Here is a 19,092-nt window from a genome sequence, read left to right on the forward strand (position 1 = left end):
TCCCACAGGGGTTGATGGTGTTCTGACAATCAGTCGTCAGCCATGGGATCAAGGTCCGGAAACAGCACTTCGGTAAAGCCGAACTTGCTGAAATCGGTAATTCGCGACGGGTACAGCCGGCCGATCAGGTGATCGCATTCATGCTGCACCACTCGCGCATGAAACCCCGATGCCACGCGCACGATCGGCTCGCCCTTGGGATCAAAGCCTTCGTAGCGAATCTGCTGATAACGATCCACCGCGCCGCGCAGGCCCGGCACCGAAAGACAGCCTTCGAAGCCCTCTTCCATCAGCGGATTCAACGGCGTGATCAGCGGATTGATCAGGATCGTCTGCGGCACTGCTTCAGCATCCGGGTAACGCTCGCTGTGTTCGAAGCCGAAGATCACCAGTTGCAGGTCGACGCCGATCTGCGGCGCCGCCAAGCCAACGCCGCCGACGCTTTCCATGGTCTGGAACATGTCGTCGATCAATTGCCAGAGCTCGGCGCTGTTGAACATTTCCGGTGGTGCCGGCGCGGCGATGCGCAGCAGGCGCTCATCACCCATTTTCAGAATTTCACGAATCATGGTCGCGCTTCGTCAGTGTCCGGCTTGAGCGAATGATCGCGGCCCAGGCCCGAGACGTGTTGTTTGGTGGATTCGTCGGGCTCGCCAGGGGCCTTTTCGCCCTTGTCCTTGCCTTCGGCGGACATGTGCTCGATCACTGCATTCATTTCTGCGCCGAGCAACAGCACCGCCGCGGAAATATAGAAATACAGCAAGAGCACGATGATCGCCCCGATGCTGCCATACATCGCGTTGTAGTTGGCGAAGGTTTTCACGTAAAAGGCAAACCCCAACGAGGCTAGGATCCACACCACTACAGCCAGCACCGAACCTGGGGTGATGAAGCGGAAGTCCTGTTTGACGTCGGGCATCACGTAATAGATCAGCGCCACCGCGACCATCATCAGAATCACGATCACCGGCCAGCGCGCAATCGTCCACACCGTGACGATGAAGTCTTCCAGCCCCACTTGTGCGGCAATCCAGCCCATCACCTGCGGCCCGAGCACCATCAGCGCAGCGGCGATCAGCAGCATGCCGGCGATGCCGACGGTGTAGACGATCGACAAAGGGAAACGCTTCCAGATCGGCCGGCCTTCGACCACGTCGTAAGCGGCGTTCATCGCGCTCATCATCAGGCGCACGCCGGCGGACGCGGTGTACAGGGCGATGACGATACCGATGGACAGCAGGCCACCCTTGGATTGCTGCAACTGATCGATCACCGGATTGACCTGCTCCAGCGCCTGCGGCGGCAGCACCAGTTCGGATTGCAGACGCAGCCAGGAGAAGAAATCCGGCAGGTGCAGGAAACCGATCAGGGCGATCAGGAAAAGAATGAACGGGAAGAGCGAGAACAGCATCTGGTAGGCCAGTGCCGAGGCGTAGGTCGACATTTCGTCATCGACGAACTCAGTGACCGTGCGCACCATCACCCGGTGCAGGGGCAGACCTTTCATGTCCGGGAATATCATTCGCGTCTCCTTGCGCCGCAAAAGGTTGAAGTCGTGGCGACTCAGGGGCCGTTTTTTACCTCAAGGTAGCCTACTTGGCGATCCTTTGGCGGATGACCGCAGGGTTCTGATACAAAAACGGCCATCCTTGGATGGCCGCTCGTGTGATTCGTTCAAGGCTCGCTTACGCCTTGTCGACGCCCTTTTTCACAGCGTCCTTGGCGTTGCCAACCGCTTGCTGGGCTTCACCTTTTTTCTCTTGAACCTTGCCTTCGGCGCGCATCTTGTCGTTATCAGTAGCTTTGCCGACGCCTTGCTTGATATTGCCGACGGCTTCGTTGGCCATGCCTTTTACTTTATCGCCTGTGCTACTCATGGTGTTTCTCCGTGAAGCATAAAGGGAAGAAAAGTCATTACGTAACGATTGACCGGTGCGCTTTGCGCCGAGTTTCATTTATTTTGCTGGCATTTCGTCGTGGCATGCAGGTTGCGCTTTATGTTTGCCGGCGTTGCCCCGAGAATGCTCAGCCTACGGGCGCTGAGCCCGGCACACCGATTCGCAGGAATGTCATGAAGCTCAATAAAACCCAGGCCATCGCCCGTCGCAACCAGGAACTGGGCGGCGCCGTGCTCGGCACCAACAACTGCCACTTCGCCGAACTGAACCGTAACCGCAACATCTGGTGGTTCGACCTGCCGGTGTCGCGTCTGGCCATCGGTCAGTACGAGTGGATTCACTTGCTGCTGCACACCCCGGCCACCGATGAGTTGCTGCACCTGAAAGTGCCGACGGTGTTCCTGCGCGAAAAGCTCGAAGGCCTGGTGATTCGCAACGAAGGCAAACGCAAGGCGGCGCTGAGCCTGGAATTGAGTGCGGACAAGGATTCGTATCTGCAGGACATGCGACCGGCCGGAACCAATGTGAATTTTGCACCGTTTCGTCAGTAGGATTGCACTTGATCGTTCCCACGCTCTGCGTGGGAATGCATCTCGGGACGCTCTGCGTCCCTGCAGTGCTGGACGCGGAGCGTCCGGGGCGGCATTCCCACGCGGAGCGTGGGAACGATCAGTTCACCAACAAAAAGCCCCGCATCTGCGGGGCTTTTTATTACGCGGCAGACTTGGCCTTGATCTTCTTCAGTTCTTCATCCCGCAATTCGCGGCGCAGGATCTTGCCGACGTTGGTGGTCGGCAGCGCATCGCGGAACTCCACCGAACGCGGCACTTTGTAGCCGGTAACGTTGGCGCGCATGTGGTCCATGACCTGCTCTTTGGTCAGGGTCACGCCCGGTTTGGCGACGATGAAAATCTTGATCGCCTCACCCGATTTCTCGTCCGGCACGCCGATCGCCGCACACTGCAATACGCCCGGCAAAGTCGCCAGCACGTCTTCCAGTTCGTTCGGATAGACATTGAAGCCAGACACCAGAATCATGTCCTTCTTGCGATCAACGATGCGCATGTAGCCGTCCGGCTGGATCAGCGCGATGTCACCGGTTTTCAGCCAGCCGTCGCTGTCGAGCATTTCATCGGTGGCTTCCTGACGCTGCCAGTAACCCTTCATCACTTGCGGGCCCTTGACGCACAGCTCGCCGATTTCACCCAGCGGCTGCTCGACACCGGCATCGTCGATGACTTTGCACAGGGTCGACGGTACCGGAATGCCAATGGTGCCGATCTGGATGTGCTGGATCGGGTTGACCGTGGCCACCGGGCTGGTTTCGGTCATGCCGTAGCCTTCGCAGATGGCGCAACCGGTCACGGCTTTCCAGCGCTCGGCCGCAGCCAGTTGCAGGGCCATGCCGCCGGACAGGGTGACTTTCAGCGCGGAGAAATCCAGCTTGCGGAAACCTTCGTTGTTGCACAGCGCCACGAACAGCGTGTTCAGACCGACAAAACCGCTGAACTTCCACTTCGACAGTTCCTTGACCATCGCCGGCAGGTCGCGTGGGTTGCTGATCAGGATGTTGTGGTTGCCGATCAGCATCATCGCCATGCAATGAAAGGTGAACGCATAGATGTGATACAGCGGCAGCGGCGTGATCAGGATCTCGCAGCCTTCGTTGAGGTTGGAGCCCATCAGCGCCTTGCATTGCAGCATGTTGGCGACCAGGTTGCGGTGCGTCAGCATCGCGCCCTTGGCCACGCCGGTGGTACCGCCGGTGTATTGCAGCACCGCGACATCGCCGCTGTCCGGGTTGGCTTCGGCCACTGGCTGGCCGTGGCCCTTGCTCAGGACGTCGTTGAATTTGATGGCTTTGGGCAAGTGATAGGCCGGGACCATTTTCTTCACGTACTTGATGACGCTGTTGATCAGCAGGCGCTTGATCGGCGGCAGCAGGTCGGCGACTTCGGTGACGATGACGTGCTTGACGCCGGTCTTCGGCACCACGGCTTCGGCCAGGTGCGCCATGTTCGCCAGGCACACCAGGGCTTTGGCGCCGGAGTCGTTGAATTGGTGTTCCATTTCCCGCGCGGTGTACAGCGGGTTGGTGTTGACCACGATCAGCCCGGCGCGAATGGCACCGAAGACCGCGACCGGGTACTGGAGGACGTTGGGCAGTTGCACGGCGATTCGATCACCGGGCTGCAAGTCGGTATGCTGTTGCAGATACGCGGCAAAGGCCCCGGACAGCTCGTACAGCTCACCGTAGGTGATTGTCTTGCCGAGGTTGCTGAAAGCCGGTTTGTTGGCGAAGCGTTGGCAGGATTGCTTCAACACTGCCTGAATGTTCGGATACTCGTCTGGATTGATCTCGGCTGCGATTCCAGCCGGGTACTTATCCTTCCAAAAGTCTTCGATCATGGAAGCCCACTCCTCAGCAACGCGAATTCTTCACCGCATTTGATGCGATTATTATTGGTGTGTGTTTTGTATTGGTGAATCCGGCGTTTTACAGGCCGAGAAGTCACAAAGCGCGCCGAGAGTAGCAGCTTTGCCAAGGGTCGACCAGAGCCAAAAGAGGCCCCTACAGTCATATTGATGACTCAAGACTTGCCAGCGGTCATTTTAGAGCAAAAATCCTATAACTCCCCAAAACCCCCGAATTCAGCGGGCACAAAAGATTCGCGAGCAGGCTCGCTCCCACAGAAACCATCGATACCTGTGGGAGCGAGCCTGCTCGCGAATGTCACAAGCGCTGCGGTTCAGACCTAGGCGATATCCCGCAACTCGCGCCGCAGAATTTTCCCTACAGGCGTCATCGGCAACGACTCACGCAGCACGATGTGTTTCGGCACCTTGTAGGCCGTGAAATTCTCTTTGCAGTACGCCTTCAGCTCTTCCAGGCTGACCCCGCTCTCCCGCGCCACCACAAACAGCTTCACCGCCTCTCCCGAACGTTCGTCCGGCACGCCGATGACCGCGCAGTTGGCGACTTTCGGGTGGGCCATGACTACGTCTTCGATTTCGTTGGGGTACACGTTGAAACCGGAGACGATGATCATGTCCTTCTTGCGATCGACGATGCGCACAAAACCGTCCGGGTCGATCACGGCGATATCGCCGGACTTGAACCAGCCCTCGGCATCCAGCACTTCGGCGGTGGCTTCGGGTTTGTTCCAGTAACCCTTCATGATCTGCGGGCCTTTGATGCACAGCTCGCCGCGCTCGCCCAGCGGCTGTTCGACGCCGTCATCGTTGATGATTTTCACCAGCGTGCCCGGCACCGGCAAGCCGACAGTGCCCAGGCGCGACTGATCGCCGTAAGGGTTGGTGCACGCCACCGGCGAGGTTTCGGTCAGGCCGTAGCCTTCGGTGATACGGCAACCGGTCATCTGCTCCCAGCGCTCGGCGGTGGCTTTGACCAGCGCGGTACCGCCGGAGTTGGTGAGCTTGAGGCTGGAGAAATCCAGGGTCTTGAAATCAGGGTGATCCATCAGCGCAACGAACAAGGTGTTCAAACCCAGCAGCGCCGAGAAGCGCCAGTTTTTCAGTTCCTTGATGAAGCCGGCGATGTCGCGCGGATTGGAGATCAGCACGTTGTGGTTGCCCGAGACCATCATGCACATGCAATTCGCGGTGAAGGCATAGATGTGGTACAGCGGCAGCGGCGCAATCATCACTTCCTGGCCTTCGCGCAACAGCGGCTGACCGTCCGGGCCGAGCTGAGCCAGACAGGCGCGCACCTGCTGCATGTTCGCCACCAGATTGCCGTGGGTGAGCATCGCGCCCTTCGCCAGGCCGGTGGTGCCGCCGGTGTATTGCAGCACGGCGATGTCATCGAGGCCGACGTTCAGCGGCTTGATGCCCAGGCCGCGGCCCATGCGCAGCGCGCTTTTGAACGAAGTGGCCTGCGGCAGCGAATACTCGGGAACCAGTTTCTTCACTTTGCTGACCACGGTGTTGACCAGCCAGCCTTTGGCGGTGGGCATCAGGTCGCCCATCTTCGCTTCGATCAAATATTGGATGTCAGTGTCGGGCAGCACTTCTTGGACTTTCTGCCCGAACAGGTTCAGATAGACCAGCGCGCGCGCGCCGGAATCCTTGAACTGGTGGCGCATTTCCCGTGGCGTATACAACGGGTTGGTATTGACCACGATCAGCCCGGCGCGCAGCGCGCCGAACACGGCAATCGGATAATGCAGAACGTTGGGCATCTGCACCGCAATGCGATCCCCCGGCACCAGATCGGTATGGGCCTGCAGATAACCGGCGAACGCCGCGCTCTGGCGCTCGAGTTCGGCGTAGGTCAGGGTGATGCCCATGCTGCTGAACGCCGGGCGGTCAGCGAACTTCTTGCAGGAACGCTCAAACACTTCGATGACCGACTTGAACTCGCCCATGTCGATGTCCAGCGGTACGCCGGCCGGGCGTTTGTCATTCCAGAAATCAGGTTGCATTGTTCTTGTCCTCGTTACCTGAGCCGATCCGGGAGCCGCTTTCTGTCGTTTCTGCTTCGTCCATGGAAGGCGAAAAGCACAAAGCGGAGCTTCACGGACACTAGCAGCTATGGCCATTGAGGCAAATATGACGCAAGCCCTCATTGATCCCGTGAATCTTCCTGCCGTGGCGTGAGCTGATCAGACGCGCTATACACTGTGGCGATGCTGAGCAAAGGAATCGCCATGACCCACGACACCTTCTGGCTGGACGCGAGTGACCGCAGCCGCCTGTACGTCAACCGCTGGCTGCCAGCCACGCCATTGAAAGCGGTGATTCTGCTGGCCCATGGCATGGCCGAACACAGCGCTCGGTACACGCGGCTCGCTGACACGTTTTGCGACAAAGACTATGGCGTCTACGCCCCGGATCTGCGCGGCCATGGTCGTACCGCCGACAACGGCACCCTTGGCCATTTCGCCGATGACGATGGCTGGTGCAAGGTGGTTGGCGATCTGGCCAGCCTCAATCAGCACATCGGCCAGCAACATCCCGGCGTGCCGATCATCCTGCTCGGCCACAGCATGGGCAGCTACATCGCCCAGGCCTATCTGCTGCACCACAGCGCCAGTCTGCACGGGGCGATTCTCAGCGGCTCGAATTTCCAGCCGGTGGCCCTCTATCGCGCCGCCCGGCAGATTGCCCGGCTGGAAAAACTGCGTCAGGGCGGCAAGGGCCGCAGTGCGTTGATCGAGTGGCTGTCGTTCGGCTCGTTCAACAATAAATTCAAACCGGTGCGCACCCGTTTCGACTGGCTGAGCCGCGACTCGGCCGAGGTCGACAAGTACGCCGCCGACCCGTTGTGCGGCTTTCGCTGCACCAATCAGCTGTGGATCGACCTGCTCGGTGGGTTGCAGCAAATCAGCAAAGCGTCCAATCTCGCGCAGATCGATCCGGGCCTGCCGCTGCTGGTGATTGGCGGTGAATGTGATCCGGTGAGCGAGGGCAAGCGTCTGACAGATCTGGCCAATGCCTTGCGCAGGGCCGGCAGCCAGCACCTGCAACTGAAGATCTACCCGCAGGCCCGGCACGAATTGTTCAATGAAAGCAATCGCGACGAAGTGACTACCGATGTGCTCGCCTGGATCGACCAGGCCCTGAGCCACCGGCGCCCACAGCGCAGCGAATAATTTTTTGTGGATTGACTGAAATCCGTCACAGGAATCGAAACCGATGACCCAGGTTACCAACATCCCTTACGAAGCCCTTGAAGTCGGCCAGACCGCCAGCTACAGCAAGACTGTCGAAGAGCGCGACATTCAGCTGTTCGCCGCGATGTCGGGCGACCACAACCCGGTGCACCTGGACGCCGAATTTGCCGCCGCCAGCATGTTCAAGGAACGCATCGCCCACGGCATGTTCAGCGGTGCGCTGATCAGCGCAGCGGTGGCCTGTGAATTGCCTGGGCCGGGCACTATCTATATCGGTCAGCAGATGAGCTTTCAGAAGCCGGTGAAGATCGGCGACACGTTGACGGTGCGCCTGGAGATTCTGGAGAAACTGCCGAAATTCCGCGTGCGCATTGCTACTCGGGTATTCAATCAGCGTGATGAATTGGTGGTGGATGGCGAGGCCGAAATTCTCGCACCGCGCAAACAGCAGACGGTGACGTTGCCGACATTGCCGGCGATCAGTATTGGCTGATGATTGGGAAGTGTCAGGTAGATTGCTACCCCCTCACCCCAGCCCTCTCCCCCAAGGGGGCGAGGGGAAAAGGGAGCTGATCTGCATCGGATTCAAATCCTGCGCTCGGCGCGGGCGATCTTCAAGACCTTCCAGAACCAGAGTTCAACTCAGATCGCTCAAGTCGGCGTAACTCCGGCATTCACCTCGGTCAGTCCCCTCTCCCTCCGGGAGAGGGCTAGGGTGAGGGGCTTTTCCTGCGGGCACAAAAAAACGCCAGACAAGCTGGCGTTTTTTTTCAGCCGACTAACTCTTACGAGTTCGCACGAGCCTGGTTACGCAGGGCTTTCACCTGGTCGTGGTTGCGTTGTACGCCGTGGTACTGACGCTCAACCAGATCCTTGATGCCAACCAGATTGTGCTTGTTGATCTTCTCGATCGCTTCACGATAAGCCTTCAGTGCATGATCTTCACCGCGCTCGGCTTCGTTCAGCACAGCCTCTTCGTCTTTACCGGTGAACATGGATTTGACGTCGACCCAGCGACGGTGCAGATCACCGGCAACGCTGGTCGAAGTTTCCGGATCACCGCCCAGCGAACGTACCTGAGCCTGCAGCTCGGCCGCTGCGGTGGCGCAATCGGCGGAGCGCTGCACGAACAGGGTTTTCAGTTCTGGGTGCTTGATGTCTTCGGCGCAAGTCTTGAACCCTTCCTGACCGTCCTTGCAGGTTTCAATCAGGTCGTTGAGTACAGAAATGGCTTCTTTATTCATGTCGGTCATTTTTCAATTCCTTGCGATGGGTTGAAGATGCAAGGGATATTGCAGTGTGCGTGCCAGCTTCGCTTCAGATAAAAATATCTTTGTTTTCAGTGACTTAATAAAGATTGAACCATCTGTATGCTGGTTTTTTGCATGATCTGTCATTTGGCCTGCATGCAGAATGCCTGTATTTTCCAGGCTGTCATGTGAATCGATGAAGCGTGCTGATGAATCCGGAAAAACTCGAACTGCTGATCACCCGCGAGATGCCCTTCGGCAAATACAAAGGGCGGATCATTGCCGACTTGCCTGGCCCCTATCTGAACTGGTTCGCCCGTGAAGGCTTTCCCCACGGTGAACTCGGTGGCCTATTGGCGTTGATGCAGGAGATCGACCACAACGGCCTGTCCGACCTGCTCGAGCCGCTGCGCGCCAAACACGGCAAACCCGCCCCGCGCCACTGACGCGCCCTTCCCTCTTGAGCCTTGCCGACCATGCCTGACAACACCCGCCGCGCCCGTGACGAAGCCTTCTGGCAAACCTTTGCCGACCGATACGATGTGCAGCCCGGCCCGGTCAACCTGGAAAACGGTTACTTCGGGCGCATGTCGCGCACAGTGATCGAGGAATACCAGCGCAACATCGAGCTGATCAACACCAGTAACTCGATTTATGCACGCCAGCGCTTTGAGCAGCACGACAACCTCGAAATCCGCGCGCAACTGGCCGAACTGATCGGCGTGCGCGCGCAAAGCGTGGCGCTGACGCGCAATGCCACCGAAGGCCTGCAATCGCTGATCCGCAATTACAATAGCCTGCAACCGGGCGATCAGGTGCTGATCTGTGATCTTGAGTACGACACGGTCAAGGGCGCCATGCGCTGGCTGGCGCAACAGCGTGGCGTTGAGGTCATCGAGATTACCCACCACCATCCCGCCAGTTTCGACAGCCTGCTGGAAAGCTACCGCGAAGCTTTCATCCGCCACCCGAAACTCAAACTGATGGCCCTGACCCATGTCACCCATCGCACCGGTCTGGTCATGCCGGTGCAAGCCATCGCCGCATTGGCCAAAGAGCATGGCGTCGACATCATCCTCGACGGTGCCCACGCCCTCGGCCAGATTGAATTCGACCTGCAAGCGTTGGGCATCGCTTTTGCCGGTTACAACCTGCACAAATGGATCGGCGCACCGCTGACCCTCGGCTTCATCTATATCGCCCCGCAGCGTCTGGCCGACATCGATCCGGACATGGGCGAGATGCATTACCCGGTTACCGATATCCGCGCACGCACCTCGTACAGCACGCCGAACATCCCGGCGCTGATGACCTTGCCGCTGGTGTTCGAAGAGCACGACGCGCTCGGCGGCGCCGCAGCCAAAAGCCCTCGCCTGAATTACCTGCGCAACCTGTGGGTCAGCGCCGTGCGACACCTGCCGGGCATCGAGGTGCTGACGCCGGACGACCCGCAACTGTATTGCGGGATCACCGCGCTGCGCTTCACCCGGCATGCCGATCAGCAGGTCATGGCCGAGCGTCTGCTCAGCGAATTCAACCTGTTCACCGTGGTGCGCACCGGCGCCGCGTGCGGTCCTTGTATCCGCATCACCCCGGGGCTGACCACCACGGCTGGCGAGATCGAGCAGTTGGTTCGGGCGCTGGACCAACTGCGCTAGAACGGCGCTCCGGAGTTTTTTTCGTAGCCTTCGAGGCCAAGCTGCGACGACACGGCGAAGGTGTCGATGCCGAGGGTCTGGCAGGCGAAGGCGCCGTCTTCAAGATCGGCGCCGGCGATCGGCTGCAATACCAACTGCAAGGCGTCCTCGGCGGCACCTTCACAGCCGCAGCGACCTGGGAGGTGCAAGGTGCCGGCCCAGGCCTCGTGGTGAGCTTGCGCTCCTGCTTCGTCGCCGTGAATGAATACGTTCAGCTTCAGGCAAGCAGCCCCGTGCGCCGGCCGATCCGGATAGACACTGGTGAAACGGACGATGCCATGGCTGTCGGTCGATTGACTGCCGCCCAGGCTGGTGTCGCCATCGACACGCTGTTGAATGCGCACCAGCGCGCCGATGACCGGCTCGCTGGTCATCGCATCGACCAGCGACAGACGCAGGATCAGCGGCAGGCCTTCGACCCCCTGGCTGATATTGCGCACTTGGGAATCGGCTGCGGGGCGACCGAGGGGAAGTTGCTTCGGTTGATAACGGGATTGTGGTGTAAGGGTCAGAGACTGACGGTCGTCCATGAGGCGTTCTCTCTTCCATAAGATGGACGCAGATTAACCCCGTGAAAAAGCCAGCGTGCAGTAACTATGTATCGCGGCATGTATCGGCAGTTTTTTCAGCGCAAAAAAAAGGTGCGCCGACCAAGCGCACCATAAAGCCGTAAAGCACACAACGAGGTGTAGGGGTAAAGATCAGTCCAGCAGCGCCAGGGCCTCGGCGGTGCATTCCTGAATGCGCGCCCAGTCGCCGTTCTTGATCCACTCCGGATCAAGCATCCAGCTACCGCCCACGCACATGACGTTTTTCAGCGCCATGTAGCTCTTGATATTGGCCGGGCCGACGCCGCCAGTCGGGCAGAACTTCACTTCGCCGAACGGGCCGCCGAGCGCCTTGATTGCCGCCACGCCACCGCTGACTTCCGCCGGGAACAGCTTGAAGCGGCGATAGCCCAGACCGTAGCCTTCCATGATCCCCGAAGCGTTGCTGATGCCCGGCAACAGCGGAATCGGGCTGTCGACGCTGGCCTCGAGCAGGTCACGGGTGATGCCCGGGGTGACGATGAATTGCGAACCGGCCGCTTCCGCCGCTGCGAGCATATTGCGGTCGAGCACGGTGCCGGCACCGGTCATCAGTTCCGGGCGCTGTTCGCGCAGGATCTGAATGGCCTTGAGGCCGAACTGCGAACGCAGGGTCACTTCCAGCGCGGTCAGGCCACCGGCGGCGAGGGCGTCGGCCAGTGGCAGCACGTCCTGTTCGCGGGCGATGGTGATCACTGGCAGGATCCGCGCCTTGGCGCAGAGACTGTCGATCAGGGCAACTTTGTCCGCCATGGAAACGGTCGGGGATGGGGTTGTCATAGCGGCTGTTCCTTGGCTCATGGGCACCAGTAAATCTCTAACGTAGGTTGCAGAAACGCGCGCACCGGCATGGCCGCAACGTCATCGGATGCCAGCGCGGCATTCAGGGTGGTCAGTTTCGATTGACCGGAAATCGACAGAATCTTGTGCCGGGCCGAGGCCAGCAGCGCGCGGCTCATGGTCAGGCGCTGACGTGGCACGCTGGGTGCCAGCATCGGCCAGCAGCGGCGCGTGCCATCGGCTTGCAGGGCTTCGCCGAGGTTCGGGCTGTCGGGGAACAGCGACGCGGTGTGACCGTCATCGCCCATGCCCAATACCAGCACGTCGATCGGCGGCAGTTCGCCGAGCAGACGATCGGCCTGTTCCGCAGCCTGCTCGACGTTGGCCGCCGCGCTGTAGAGGCTGAGGAACTGCGCCTTGGCTGCCGGGCCTTTGAGCAGATACTGCTTGAGCAGGCCGGCATTGCTGTCGGCATGTTCAACCGGTACCCAGCGTTCGTCGGCCAGGGTCACGACGACCTTCGACCAGTCCAGCTCCTGCTTGGCCAGGTGCTGGAAGAACGCTACCGGGCTGCGCCCGCCGGACACCACCAGCACCGCGTTGCCGCGCGCGGCAATGGCCTCGCTCAGTTGCTTGGCAACGTTCAGCGCCAGGCCTTCGGCGAGCAGCACCGGGCTGTTGAATTCGCGGGCAGTCACGCCCGTCGGCAGTTGCACATCAGATATCGCCATACCACGACCTCCCGTCCCGCGTGATCAAAGCAATGGAGCTCATCGGCCCCCACGACCCGGCCGCATACGGCTTGGGCGCGTCACCGGATTTCTTCCACCCGGCGATCAGCTGGTCACACCACTTCCACGCGGCTTCGATTTCATCTTTACGGACAAACAGGTTCTGATTGCCGTTCATCACTTCCAGCAACAACCGCTCGTAGGCATCGGGGATCCGCGCGCTACGCCAGGTGTCGGAGAAATTCAGTTGCAGCGGCCCGCTGCGCAGTTGCATGCCCTTGTCCAGGCCCTGCTCCTTGGTCATCACGCGCAAGGAAATGCCTTCGTCCGGTTGCAGGCGGATGATCAGTTTGTTGCTGATCTGCAGACGCTGCTCCGGGGCGAAGATGTAGTGCGACGGTTCCTTGAAGTGGATGACGATCTGCGACAGCTTCTGCGGCATGCGCTTGCCGGTACGCAGGTAGAACGGCACGCCGGCCCAGCGCCAGTTGCGGATGTCGGCACGCAGGGCGACGAAGGTTTCGGTGTCGCTCTGGGTGTTGGAATTCGGTTCTTCGAGGTAACCCGGAACGGATTTGCCCTCGCTGTGGCCGGCGATGTACTGGCCGCGCACCACTTGTGTGGTCAGGCCTTCCGGGCTGATCGGCGCGAGCGCCTTGAGCACTTTCACTTTCTCGTCACGGATGCTGTCGGCGGACAGGTCGGCCGGCGGATCCATGGCAATCAGGCAGAGCAGCTGCAACAGGTGATTCTGGATCATGTCGCGCAGCTGGCCGGCCTTGTCGAAATAGCCCCAACGGCCTTCGATGCCGACCTTCTCGGCCACGGTGATTTCCACGTGGGAGATGTAATTCTGGTTCCACTGGGTTTCGAACAGGCTGTTGGCGAAGCGCAGGGCGATCAGGTTCTGAACGGTTTCTTTGCCCAGGTAGTGGTCGATGCGGTAGGTGCGGTCTTCCGGGAAAAACTGCGCGACGGCATCGTTGACCTTGCGCGACGACTCCAGGTCAGAGCCGATCGGTTTTTCCAGCACCACGCGAGTGTTCTCGGCCAGACCGACTTTCTCGAGGTTTTCGCAGATCGCGCCGTATACCGCCGCCGGAGTAGCGAAGTAGGCAATCATGCGCTGGCTGCTGCCGGCCAGTTCCGCCAGCGCCACGTAATCCTCAGCCTTGAGGAAGTCGACGTGCAGATAGGTCAGGCGCGCGAGAAAGCGCTCGGCTACGGTTTCGTTCAGCTCTTTACCGACGTAACGGCGCAATTCGGCGGCGATGAACGCCATGTGCTGCTGCTCGCTGCCGGGCTCACGGGCCAGCGCGATGATGCGCGTGTCCTCGTGCAGCAGGTCGGCACCGTCAAGGTGATACAGGGCAGGAAACAGCTTGCGCAGGGCCAGATCGCCAAGCGCGCCGAACAAGGCAAAGGTGCACGGTTCAACCGTAATGGAAGGCATGATGTTTGTTCTTTTATCAAGTTAAGCTACAAATACCTTTTTTCAAGGCATCACTCAAGGGAAAATGTAGTAATAACCACAACATTTTCGCAGAATACTCATTCCGAGTGGTGGTCGCCCGGACGCATCAGTAGGATAGGCCACCGTCACGGGCCATATCAAAGGCCCAATTTGCATAGCCCGACGCAACTCTGCGTCGGTGAATCAGGAATTCCATATGGACCGCGTGCGAAATTTACTGGAACAGATCCAGAGTCGCCTTGAAGAGCTGAACAAGGCCGAACGTAAGGTCGCCGAGGTGATCCTGCTCAACCCGCAGCAGGCCACCCGCTTCAGCATCGCCGCCCTCGCCCAGGCCGCCTCGGTGAGCGAACCGACGGTCAACCGTTTCTGCCGTTCGTTCGGTGTCAGCGGCTATCCCGAGCTCAAGCTGCAATTGGCGCAGAGCCTGGCCAGTGGCGCGGCGTATGTCAGCCGCGCGGTCGAGGCTGACGACAATCCCGAGGCGTACACGCAGAAGATTTTCGGCAGCGCCATCGCTTCCCTGGATAGTGCTTGCCAGGCACTCGACCCGAACCTGATCAGCCGCGCCGTCGACCTGTTGATCCAGGCCCGGCAGATCCACTTCTTCGGCCTCGGCGCCTCTGCCCCGGTGGCGCTGGATGCGCAGCACAAGTTCTTCCGCTTCAACCTTGCGGTCACTGCGCATGCCGATGTGCTGATGCAGCGAATGATTGCTTCGGTGGCGCACACCGGTGAGCTGTTCGTGATCATTTCCTACACCGGGCGTACCCGCGAGCTGGTGGAAGTGGCGCGGATCGCCCGGGAGAACGGTGCTTCGGTTTTGGGCCTGACGGCGGAGAACTCACCGCTGGCCAAGGCCAGTACTTTGAGCCTGAACATTCCGTTGCCGGAAGACACCGACATTTACATGCCGATGACGTCGCGGATCATTCAGTTGACCGTGCTGGATGTGCTGGCGACGGGGATGACCTTGCGCCGTGGCGTGGATTTCCAGCCGCATCTGCGCAAGATCAAAGAGAGTTTGAATGCGAGCCGGTATCCGGTGGGTGACGAGTTCAATTGATCTCTGAAGGCTGATCGTTCCCACGCTATGCGTGGGAATGCCTCAAGGGACGCTCCGCGTTCCGGCTCCGAAAGGGACGCAGAGCGTCCCGGGCTGCATTCCCACGCAGAGCGTGGGAACGATCAGGCCGCCGCCCACGCCTGCAAACTCAAATGCGCCTTCTCCCCCGGCGCCAGGTGCAGGCTGTCGGTGCCGCCCGCTGCTGCTTCTACGCAAACGAATTCCGATACCTCGTCCCAGCTCACCCCCAGCAACGGCCGCGCGCCGGGATGCCAGACGACGGTGTCGCCGCTGTCACCGGTATCGATGCACAACTCGCGCTGCCAGGCGTGATCCTTGAGCTGCAATTCGCCGTCATGCTGGAACACCCGCTGACAGCCGCCATCGACGCGCAACTCACCTTCTTGCTGGCAAACCTGGCGATTCAACTGGTCATAACCCTGAGCGCCTTCGAGGCCAGACAGCGCTATCTCACCAACATCGCCTATACGCCAGTAAGCGTGCAAAGCCTGGCTCAACTGGCACGGCATGTCGTCCTGATGCTCGGTGCTCAGGCGTAATTCCATGCGTTCGCCCAGATGCGCGTGCAGGTCGACCTGCCAATCGCACAGCTGCAATTGCCAGTGCAGGCGCACGCCATCCTCGGCGCTGCTGCTGTCGAGCAGTTTCCAGTCGAGCAGTCGCGCCCAACCATGGGACGGCCACGCGTTTTCGCTCGGATGACGGCCATACCACGGCCAGCACACCGGCACGCCACCGCGAATCGCGCCGACATGCGGCCACTTCGCCGCGCACCACAACCACGGCTTCTGCCCGCGCGGCTGAAAATGCAGCAACTGCGCGCCCTGACGACTGAACACCGCCTGACACAGCGGATGATCGATCACCAACACGTCGCGCATCTGATAGCGCTCCCAGGCGAACACCGGCCGCTCGCGCAGGGATTTGAAGAAGCGTTGCAGCGGATGCTCATGCATTGGCTACGGTCCTGAAAATCATGGGGGTACAATTACCTTTGTGACCCTTGAATACTGTGGCGAGGGGATTTATCCCCGCTGGGTCGCGAAGCGGCCCTGAAAACCATTCACCGAGGTGTATCAGCCAGATTGTGCTTATCGGACTTGGGGCCGCTTCGCAGCCCAGCGGGGATAAATCCCCTCACCACAATGGGTACGACATAACTCTTTCTGCGGGTCTCGCAAAAAAAAGCGGACAGCCTTGGCTGTCCGCAAAATGCGCACATAGAGAGGAGCTTATCGCAGACGCGTCAGAACGTTGACTGAATTTTCAGGCCAGCGACCAAAGCGTTGTCCACTTCATCCACACCGCCCGGATGGGTGATGTATTGCAGGTTGGGACGCACAGTCAGCCAGTTGGTGACATGGATGCCGTAGTTGAGTTCGTAGTTGTACTCGGTCTCACGAATCGGCGAGAACGCGGCGTTGTCGTAGTCGGACACACCGTTCGCAGCGTTCAGCAGTTCAGCGTTGCGCTTGACGTCCTTGTTGACGTGGATACGCGCAGCGCCGATACCGATGTCATCCTTCGGACGTGCATCGAACGGGCCTTTGTAGACAAACATCACCGACTGGTAGTTGTCGATGAAGTTGGTGTCCTTGTCGTGAAAGGTCGCGTTGGCGGCGATGTTCAGGCCGCGAGTGGCATCACCGTTGTGGCTGGTGAGTTGCTGTTGCGCAACGAACCAGTAACCGCTTTTGCTGTTGTGCGACTTGTAGTCATCACCGGTGGTTGCCGCATCGAGACCGTTGACGTCTTCGCGAACGTCGTCGGCATCGGCCGTGCTCTTGTAGTAACCGACGCGGTATTCGCCCGGCAGGCTGTTGACCTTCGGCGACCAGACCAATTCAACCGGCAGCACGGTACCTTTGGTGCCGCTGCCGCTGAGCTTGAAGCCGTTGCCGTGTTCCAGCTGCGACGGGTTCTGGTTGTACGCACCGATTTGCGCGTAGAGCTCGTCGTTGATGTTGTACTTCACACGGATCGCGGCCTGGCTGACGGGCCAGTTGTACCAGATGTTGGTCGCCCAGTTACCCACTTGCGAACCGCAGAACGCCAGGTTCTGGAAGTCGCACGGGAAGGTGTTGAAGTCTTCGCCTTCGCCGAAGTAACCGGCCTTGACGTCGAGCTTGTTGTCGAAGAACTGGTGCTGGATCCACAGTTGGGTCAGACGCACCATGTGGCCACGGCCGTAGACTTCCTGCGAGGAGCTGAGGGTGCCGGCACGCGGATCGCCAACGCGGTCGTTGGAGATGTTGTAGCCGTTACGGTTGGTCAGCTGGATCTTCGCTTGGGTGTTGTCCCAGCCCCACAGTTTCTGCAGGTCGAGGGCCACGCCCAGACCGAACTGGTCGGCGTAACGCGCAGTCTTGTCGTCGTTGTAGCCACCGTTCAGGTTGGCGCCCATCTCGCCAACGTAGTCGGCCTTGATGTCGATACCCTGCTCGATCAGCTTGGTGCGCTCGCCGCCCCAGTCGCCGGTCATCCACTTGGAGTCGGAGCTGAACGCATCCGCCGCCATCGCATTACCGGCCAGCACCAGTGCAGCTGCCGCAGAAACCTGGCAGATCAACCGGGCATTGACGTGTTTCTTTTTCATCCCTACATCCTCGTCTTTATTGTTATTAACTGTTTTTATCTAACGCGGTTTACATAAAGTGCGGTGCTCGACAGGCCGGACACCGCGTGCTCCTTTGTGGGAGCGAGCCTGCTCGCGAATGCGGTGTATCAGGCGACATCAATGCTGGATGTCAGACCGCTTTCGCGAGCAGGCTCGCTCCCACATTTTGTACTTCAGCGCCCTTTGAACTGCGCCACATTCGCCGACCGGGTCTCTGTCTGCACCTGGCCCGCAACGCCCAGACGCTCGCCGGTATTGGCATCGAACAACAACACTTTCGATGGATCGAACTGCAGCGTCAGGCTTTCGCCTACCTGCGGTGCCACGTCCGGCGCCAGTCGGCAGCAGACCTTGGTGTCGTTCAGATTGACGAACACCAAGGTGTCCGGACCGGTCGGTTCGGTGACCTGCACTTCGGCGCGGATGCTTGGCAGACCATTGCCCTCGCCGTTCGCCAGCACGATCTGCTCCGGGCGCAGGCCGAGGATCACTTCGCGGTCTTCAAGCCCGGCGTCCTGCATGCTCATCGGCAATTCGCAGCGCGCCTGGCCGCTGTCGAGCAGCGCCAGCAGACGACCGTCCTTGCGCTGCAAACGCAGGGGAATGAAGTTCATCGGCGGCGAACCGATGAAGCTCGCCACGAACAGGTTGGCCGGGTTGTTGTAGATGTCTTTCGGCGTACCGAACTGCTGAATGATGCCGTCCTTCATCACCGCGACCTTGTCGCCCAGGGTCATCGCTTCGATCTGGTCGTGGGTCACGTAGACCGTGGTGGTTTTCAGGCGCTGGTGCATCAGTTTCATTTCGGTACGCATCTCGACGCGCAGCTTGGCGTCGAGGTTCGACAGCGGTTCGTCGAACAGATAGATCTTCGGCCGCCGCGCCAAGGCACGGCCCATCGCCACGCGCTGTTGCTGACCACCGGAGAGCTGGCCCGGCTTGCGATTGAGCAGGTGTTCGATCTGCAACAGCTTGGCCACGCGGGCGACTTCTTCGTCGATCGCTGCTTGGGGCATCTTGCGGATCTTCAGGCCGAACTCGATGTTCTCGCGCACGCTCATGGTCGGGTACAGCGCGTAGGACTGAAACACCATGGCGATGTCGCGATCCTTGGGGCTCATGCCGCTGACATCCTGGTCGCCGATCATGATCGCGCCGCCGGTGATGGTTTCCAGACCGGCGATGCAGTTCATCAAGGTCGATTTGCCGCAGCCCGACGGGCCGACGAGGATCAGGAATTCGCCGTCCTTGATCGACAGTTCGATGTTCTTCAGGGTGTCCGGCAGGCCGGCCCCGTAGGTCTTGTTTACGTTGCGAAGTTCAAGCGTAGCCATG

General features: G+C 59.9%; 19 protein-coding genes. 6 read left to right on the forward strand and 13 right to left on the reverse strand.

Features of this window, described 5'->3' with window-relative positions; genetic code table 11:
- Nucleotides 1–29: 29 nt before the first annotated feature.
- The 3 genes from def to OK411_RS21525 all read right to left on the reverse strand — a co-directional run bounded on the left by def (nucleotide 30) and on the right by OK411_RS21525 (nucleotide 1,877).
- Nucleotides 30–569, reverse strand: a complete 540-nt coding sequence (gene def, locus OK411_RS21515; protein WP_136492869.1) for a peptide deformylase — start codon at nucleotides 567–569, stop codon at nucleotides 30–32.
- Nucleotides 566–1,522 carry a YihY/virulence factor BrkB family protein gene (locus tag OK411_RS21520; RefSeq protein WP_123443670.1) on the reverse strand — a complete coding sequence of 319 codons (957 nt, stop codon included), beginning with the start codon at nucleotides 1,520–1,522 and terminating at the stop codon, nucleotides 566–568. Before OK411_RS21520 ends, def begins: the two co-directional genes overlap by 4 nt.
- Nucleotides 1,523–1,685: 163 nt before the next feature.
- Nucleotides 1,686–1,877, reverse strand: a complete 192-nt coding sequence (locus OK411_RS21525; RefSeq protein ID WP_016775518.1) for a CsbD family protein — start codon at nucleotides 1,875–1,877, stop codon at nucleotides 1,686–1,688.
- Between the two features lie 194 nt (nucleotides 1,878–2,071).
- Here OK411_RS21525 and OK411_RS21530 point away from each other — a divergent pair, with 194 nt between their 5' ends.
- A complete protein-coding gene (locus tag OK411_RS21530; protein WP_016775519.1) occupies nucleotides 2,072–2,449 on the forward strand; it encodes a hypothetical protein in 378 nt (125 codons plus the stop codon).
- A gap of 160 nt (nucleotides 2,450–2,609) precedes the next feature.
- On the opposite strand, the gene fadD1 is transcribed toward OK411_RS21530, so the two are convergent.
- A complete protein-coding gene (gene fadD1, locus OK411_RS21535) occupies nucleotides 2,610–4,307 on the reverse strand; it encodes a long-chain-fatty-acid--CoA ligase FadD1 (RefSeq protein ID WP_024014053.1) in 1,698 nt (565 codons plus the stop codon).
- Between the two features lie 347 nt (nucleotides 4,308–4,654).
- Nucleotides 4,655–6,343, reverse strand: coding sequence for a long-chain-fatty-acid--CoA ligase FadD2 (fadD2, locus tag OK411_RS21540; RefSeq protein ID WP_024014054.1), 1,689 nt, complete (start codon nucleotides 6,341–6,343; stop codon nucleotides 4,655–4,657).
- A gap of 225 nt (nucleotides 6,344–6,568) precedes the next feature.
- On the opposite strand from fadD2, the gene OK411_RS21545 reads away from it, so the two are divergent.
- Nucleotides 6,569–7,513, forward strand: coding sequence for an alpha/beta hydrolase (locus tag OK411_RS21545; RefSeq protein WP_217878713.1), 945 nt, complete (start codon nucleotides 6,569–6,571; stop codon nucleotides 7,511–7,513).
- A 43-nt stretch (nucleotides 7,514–7,556) separates the two neighbouring features.
- Entirely contained in the window at nucleotides 7,557–8,027 is a 471-nt protein-coding gene (locus OK411_RS21550) for a MaoC family dehydratase (protein WP_003227420.1), read from the forward strand.
- Nucleotides 8,028–8,319: 292 nt separating this feature from the next.
- Here OK411_RS21550 and OK411_RS21555 read toward each other — a convergent pair whose 3' ends face one another.
- Nucleotides 8,320–8,787, reverse strand: a complete 468-nt coding sequence (locus tag OK411_RS21555) for a ferritin-like domain-containing protein (protein ID WP_016773542.1) — start codon at nucleotides 8,785–8,787, stop codon at nucleotides 8,320–8,322.
- A gap of 206 nt (nucleotides 8,788–8,993) precedes the next feature.
- Between OK411_RS21555 and OK411_RS21560 the strand changes: the two genes are divergently transcribed.
- Both OK411_RS21560 and OK411_RS21565 read left to right on the forward strand, forming a co-directional pair.
- Nucleotides 8,994–9,230, forward strand: coding sequence for a DUF3820 family protein (locus tag OK411_RS21560; protein ID WP_003227425.1), 237 nt, complete (start codon nucleotides 8,994–8,996; stop codon nucleotides 9,228–9,230).
- 30 nt (nucleotides 9,231–9,260) lie between these two features.
- Complete coding sequence (locus OK411_RS21565; protein WP_264365664.1) at nucleotides 9,261–10,442, forward strand: aminotransferase class V-fold PLP-dependent enzyme; 1,182 nt, start codon at nucleotides 9,261–9,263, stop codon at nucleotides 10,440–10,442.
- Here the strand turns inward: OK411_RS21565 and OK411_RS21570 are convergent.
- From OK411_RS21570 to zwf, 4 genes are all read right to left on the reverse strand, one after another.
- Nucleotides 10,439–11,011 carry a hypothetical protein gene (locus tag OK411_RS21570; protein ID WP_264365665.1) on the reverse strand — a complete coding sequence of 191 codons (573 nt, stop codon included), beginning with the start codon at nucleotides 11,009–11,011 and terminating at the stop codon, nucleotides 10,439–10,441. The two genes, OK411_RS21565 and OK411_RS21570, sit on opposite strands and share 4 nt — an antisense overlap.
- A 171-nt stretch (nucleotides 11,012–11,182) precedes the next feature.
- Complete coding sequence (locus OK411_RS21575; protein ID WP_016773539.1) at nucleotides 11,183–11,848, reverse strand: bifunctional 4-hydroxy-2-oxoglutarate aldolase/2-dehydro-3-deoxy-phosphogluconate aldolase; 666 nt, start codon at nucleotides 11,846–11,848, stop codon at nucleotides 11,183–11,185.
- A 17-nt stretch (nucleotides 11,849–11,865) separates the two neighbouring features.
- Entirely contained in the window at nucleotides 11,866–12,579 is a 714-nt protein-coding gene (pgl, locus tag OK411_RS21580) for a 6-phosphogluconolactonase (protein ID WP_264365666.1), read from the reverse strand.
- Complete coding sequence (zwf, locus tag OK411_RS21585; protein WP_016773537.1) at nucleotides 12,566–14,032, reverse strand: glucose-6-phosphate dehydrogenase; 1,467 nt, start codon at nucleotides 14,030–14,032, stop codon at nucleotides 12,566–12,568. The genes pgl and zwf overlap by 14 nt, the downstream gene beginning before the upstream one ends.
- Nucleotides 14,033–14,258: 226 nt before the next feature.
- Here zwf and OK411_RS21590 point away from each other — a divergent pair, with 226 nt between their 5' ends.
- Nucleotides 14,259–15,119, forward strand: coding sequence for a MurR/RpiR family transcriptional regulator (locus OK411_RS21590; RefSeq protein ID WP_169842436.1), 861 nt, complete (start codon nucleotides 14,259–14,261; stop codon nucleotides 15,117–15,119).
- A gap of 122 nt (nucleotides 15,120–15,241) precedes the next feature.
- Here OK411_RS21590 and OK411_RS21595 read toward each other — a convergent pair whose 3' ends face one another.
- From OK411_RS21595 to OK411_RS21605, 3 genes are all read right to left on the reverse strand, one after another.
- Nucleotides 15,242–16,096 carry a D-hexose-6-phosphate mutarotase gene (locus tag OK411_RS21595; protein WP_073472039.1) on the reverse strand — a complete coding sequence of 285 codons (855 nt, stop codon included), beginning with the start codon at nucleotides 16,094–16,096 and terminating at the stop codon, nucleotides 15,242–15,244.
- 290 nt (nucleotides 16,097–16,386) lie between these two features.
- Nucleotides 16,387–17,736, reverse strand: a complete 1,350-nt coding sequence (locus OK411_RS21600) for a carbohydrate porin (RefSeq protein ID WP_016773536.1) — start codon at nucleotides 17,734–17,736, stop codon at nucleotides 16,387–16,389.
- Nucleotides 17,737–17,930: 194 nt separating this feature from the next.
- The gene (locus OK411_RS21605; protein WP_073472036.1) at nucleotides 17,931–19,091 is read right to left on the reverse strand and encodes an ABC transporter ATP-binding protein; all 1,161 of its coding nucleotides are present in this window, start codon (nucleotides 19,089–19,091) and stop codon (nucleotides 17,931–17,933) included.
- Nucleotide 19,092 lies beyond the last annotated feature (1 nt).

Origin of the sequence: Pseudomonas sp. RG1, assembly GCF_025910115.1 — a bacterium.
GTDB classification, from domain to species: domain Bacteria; phylum Pseudomonadota; class Gammaproteobacteria; order Pseudomonadales; family Pseudomonadaceae; genus Aquipseudomonas; species Aquipseudomonas atacamensis.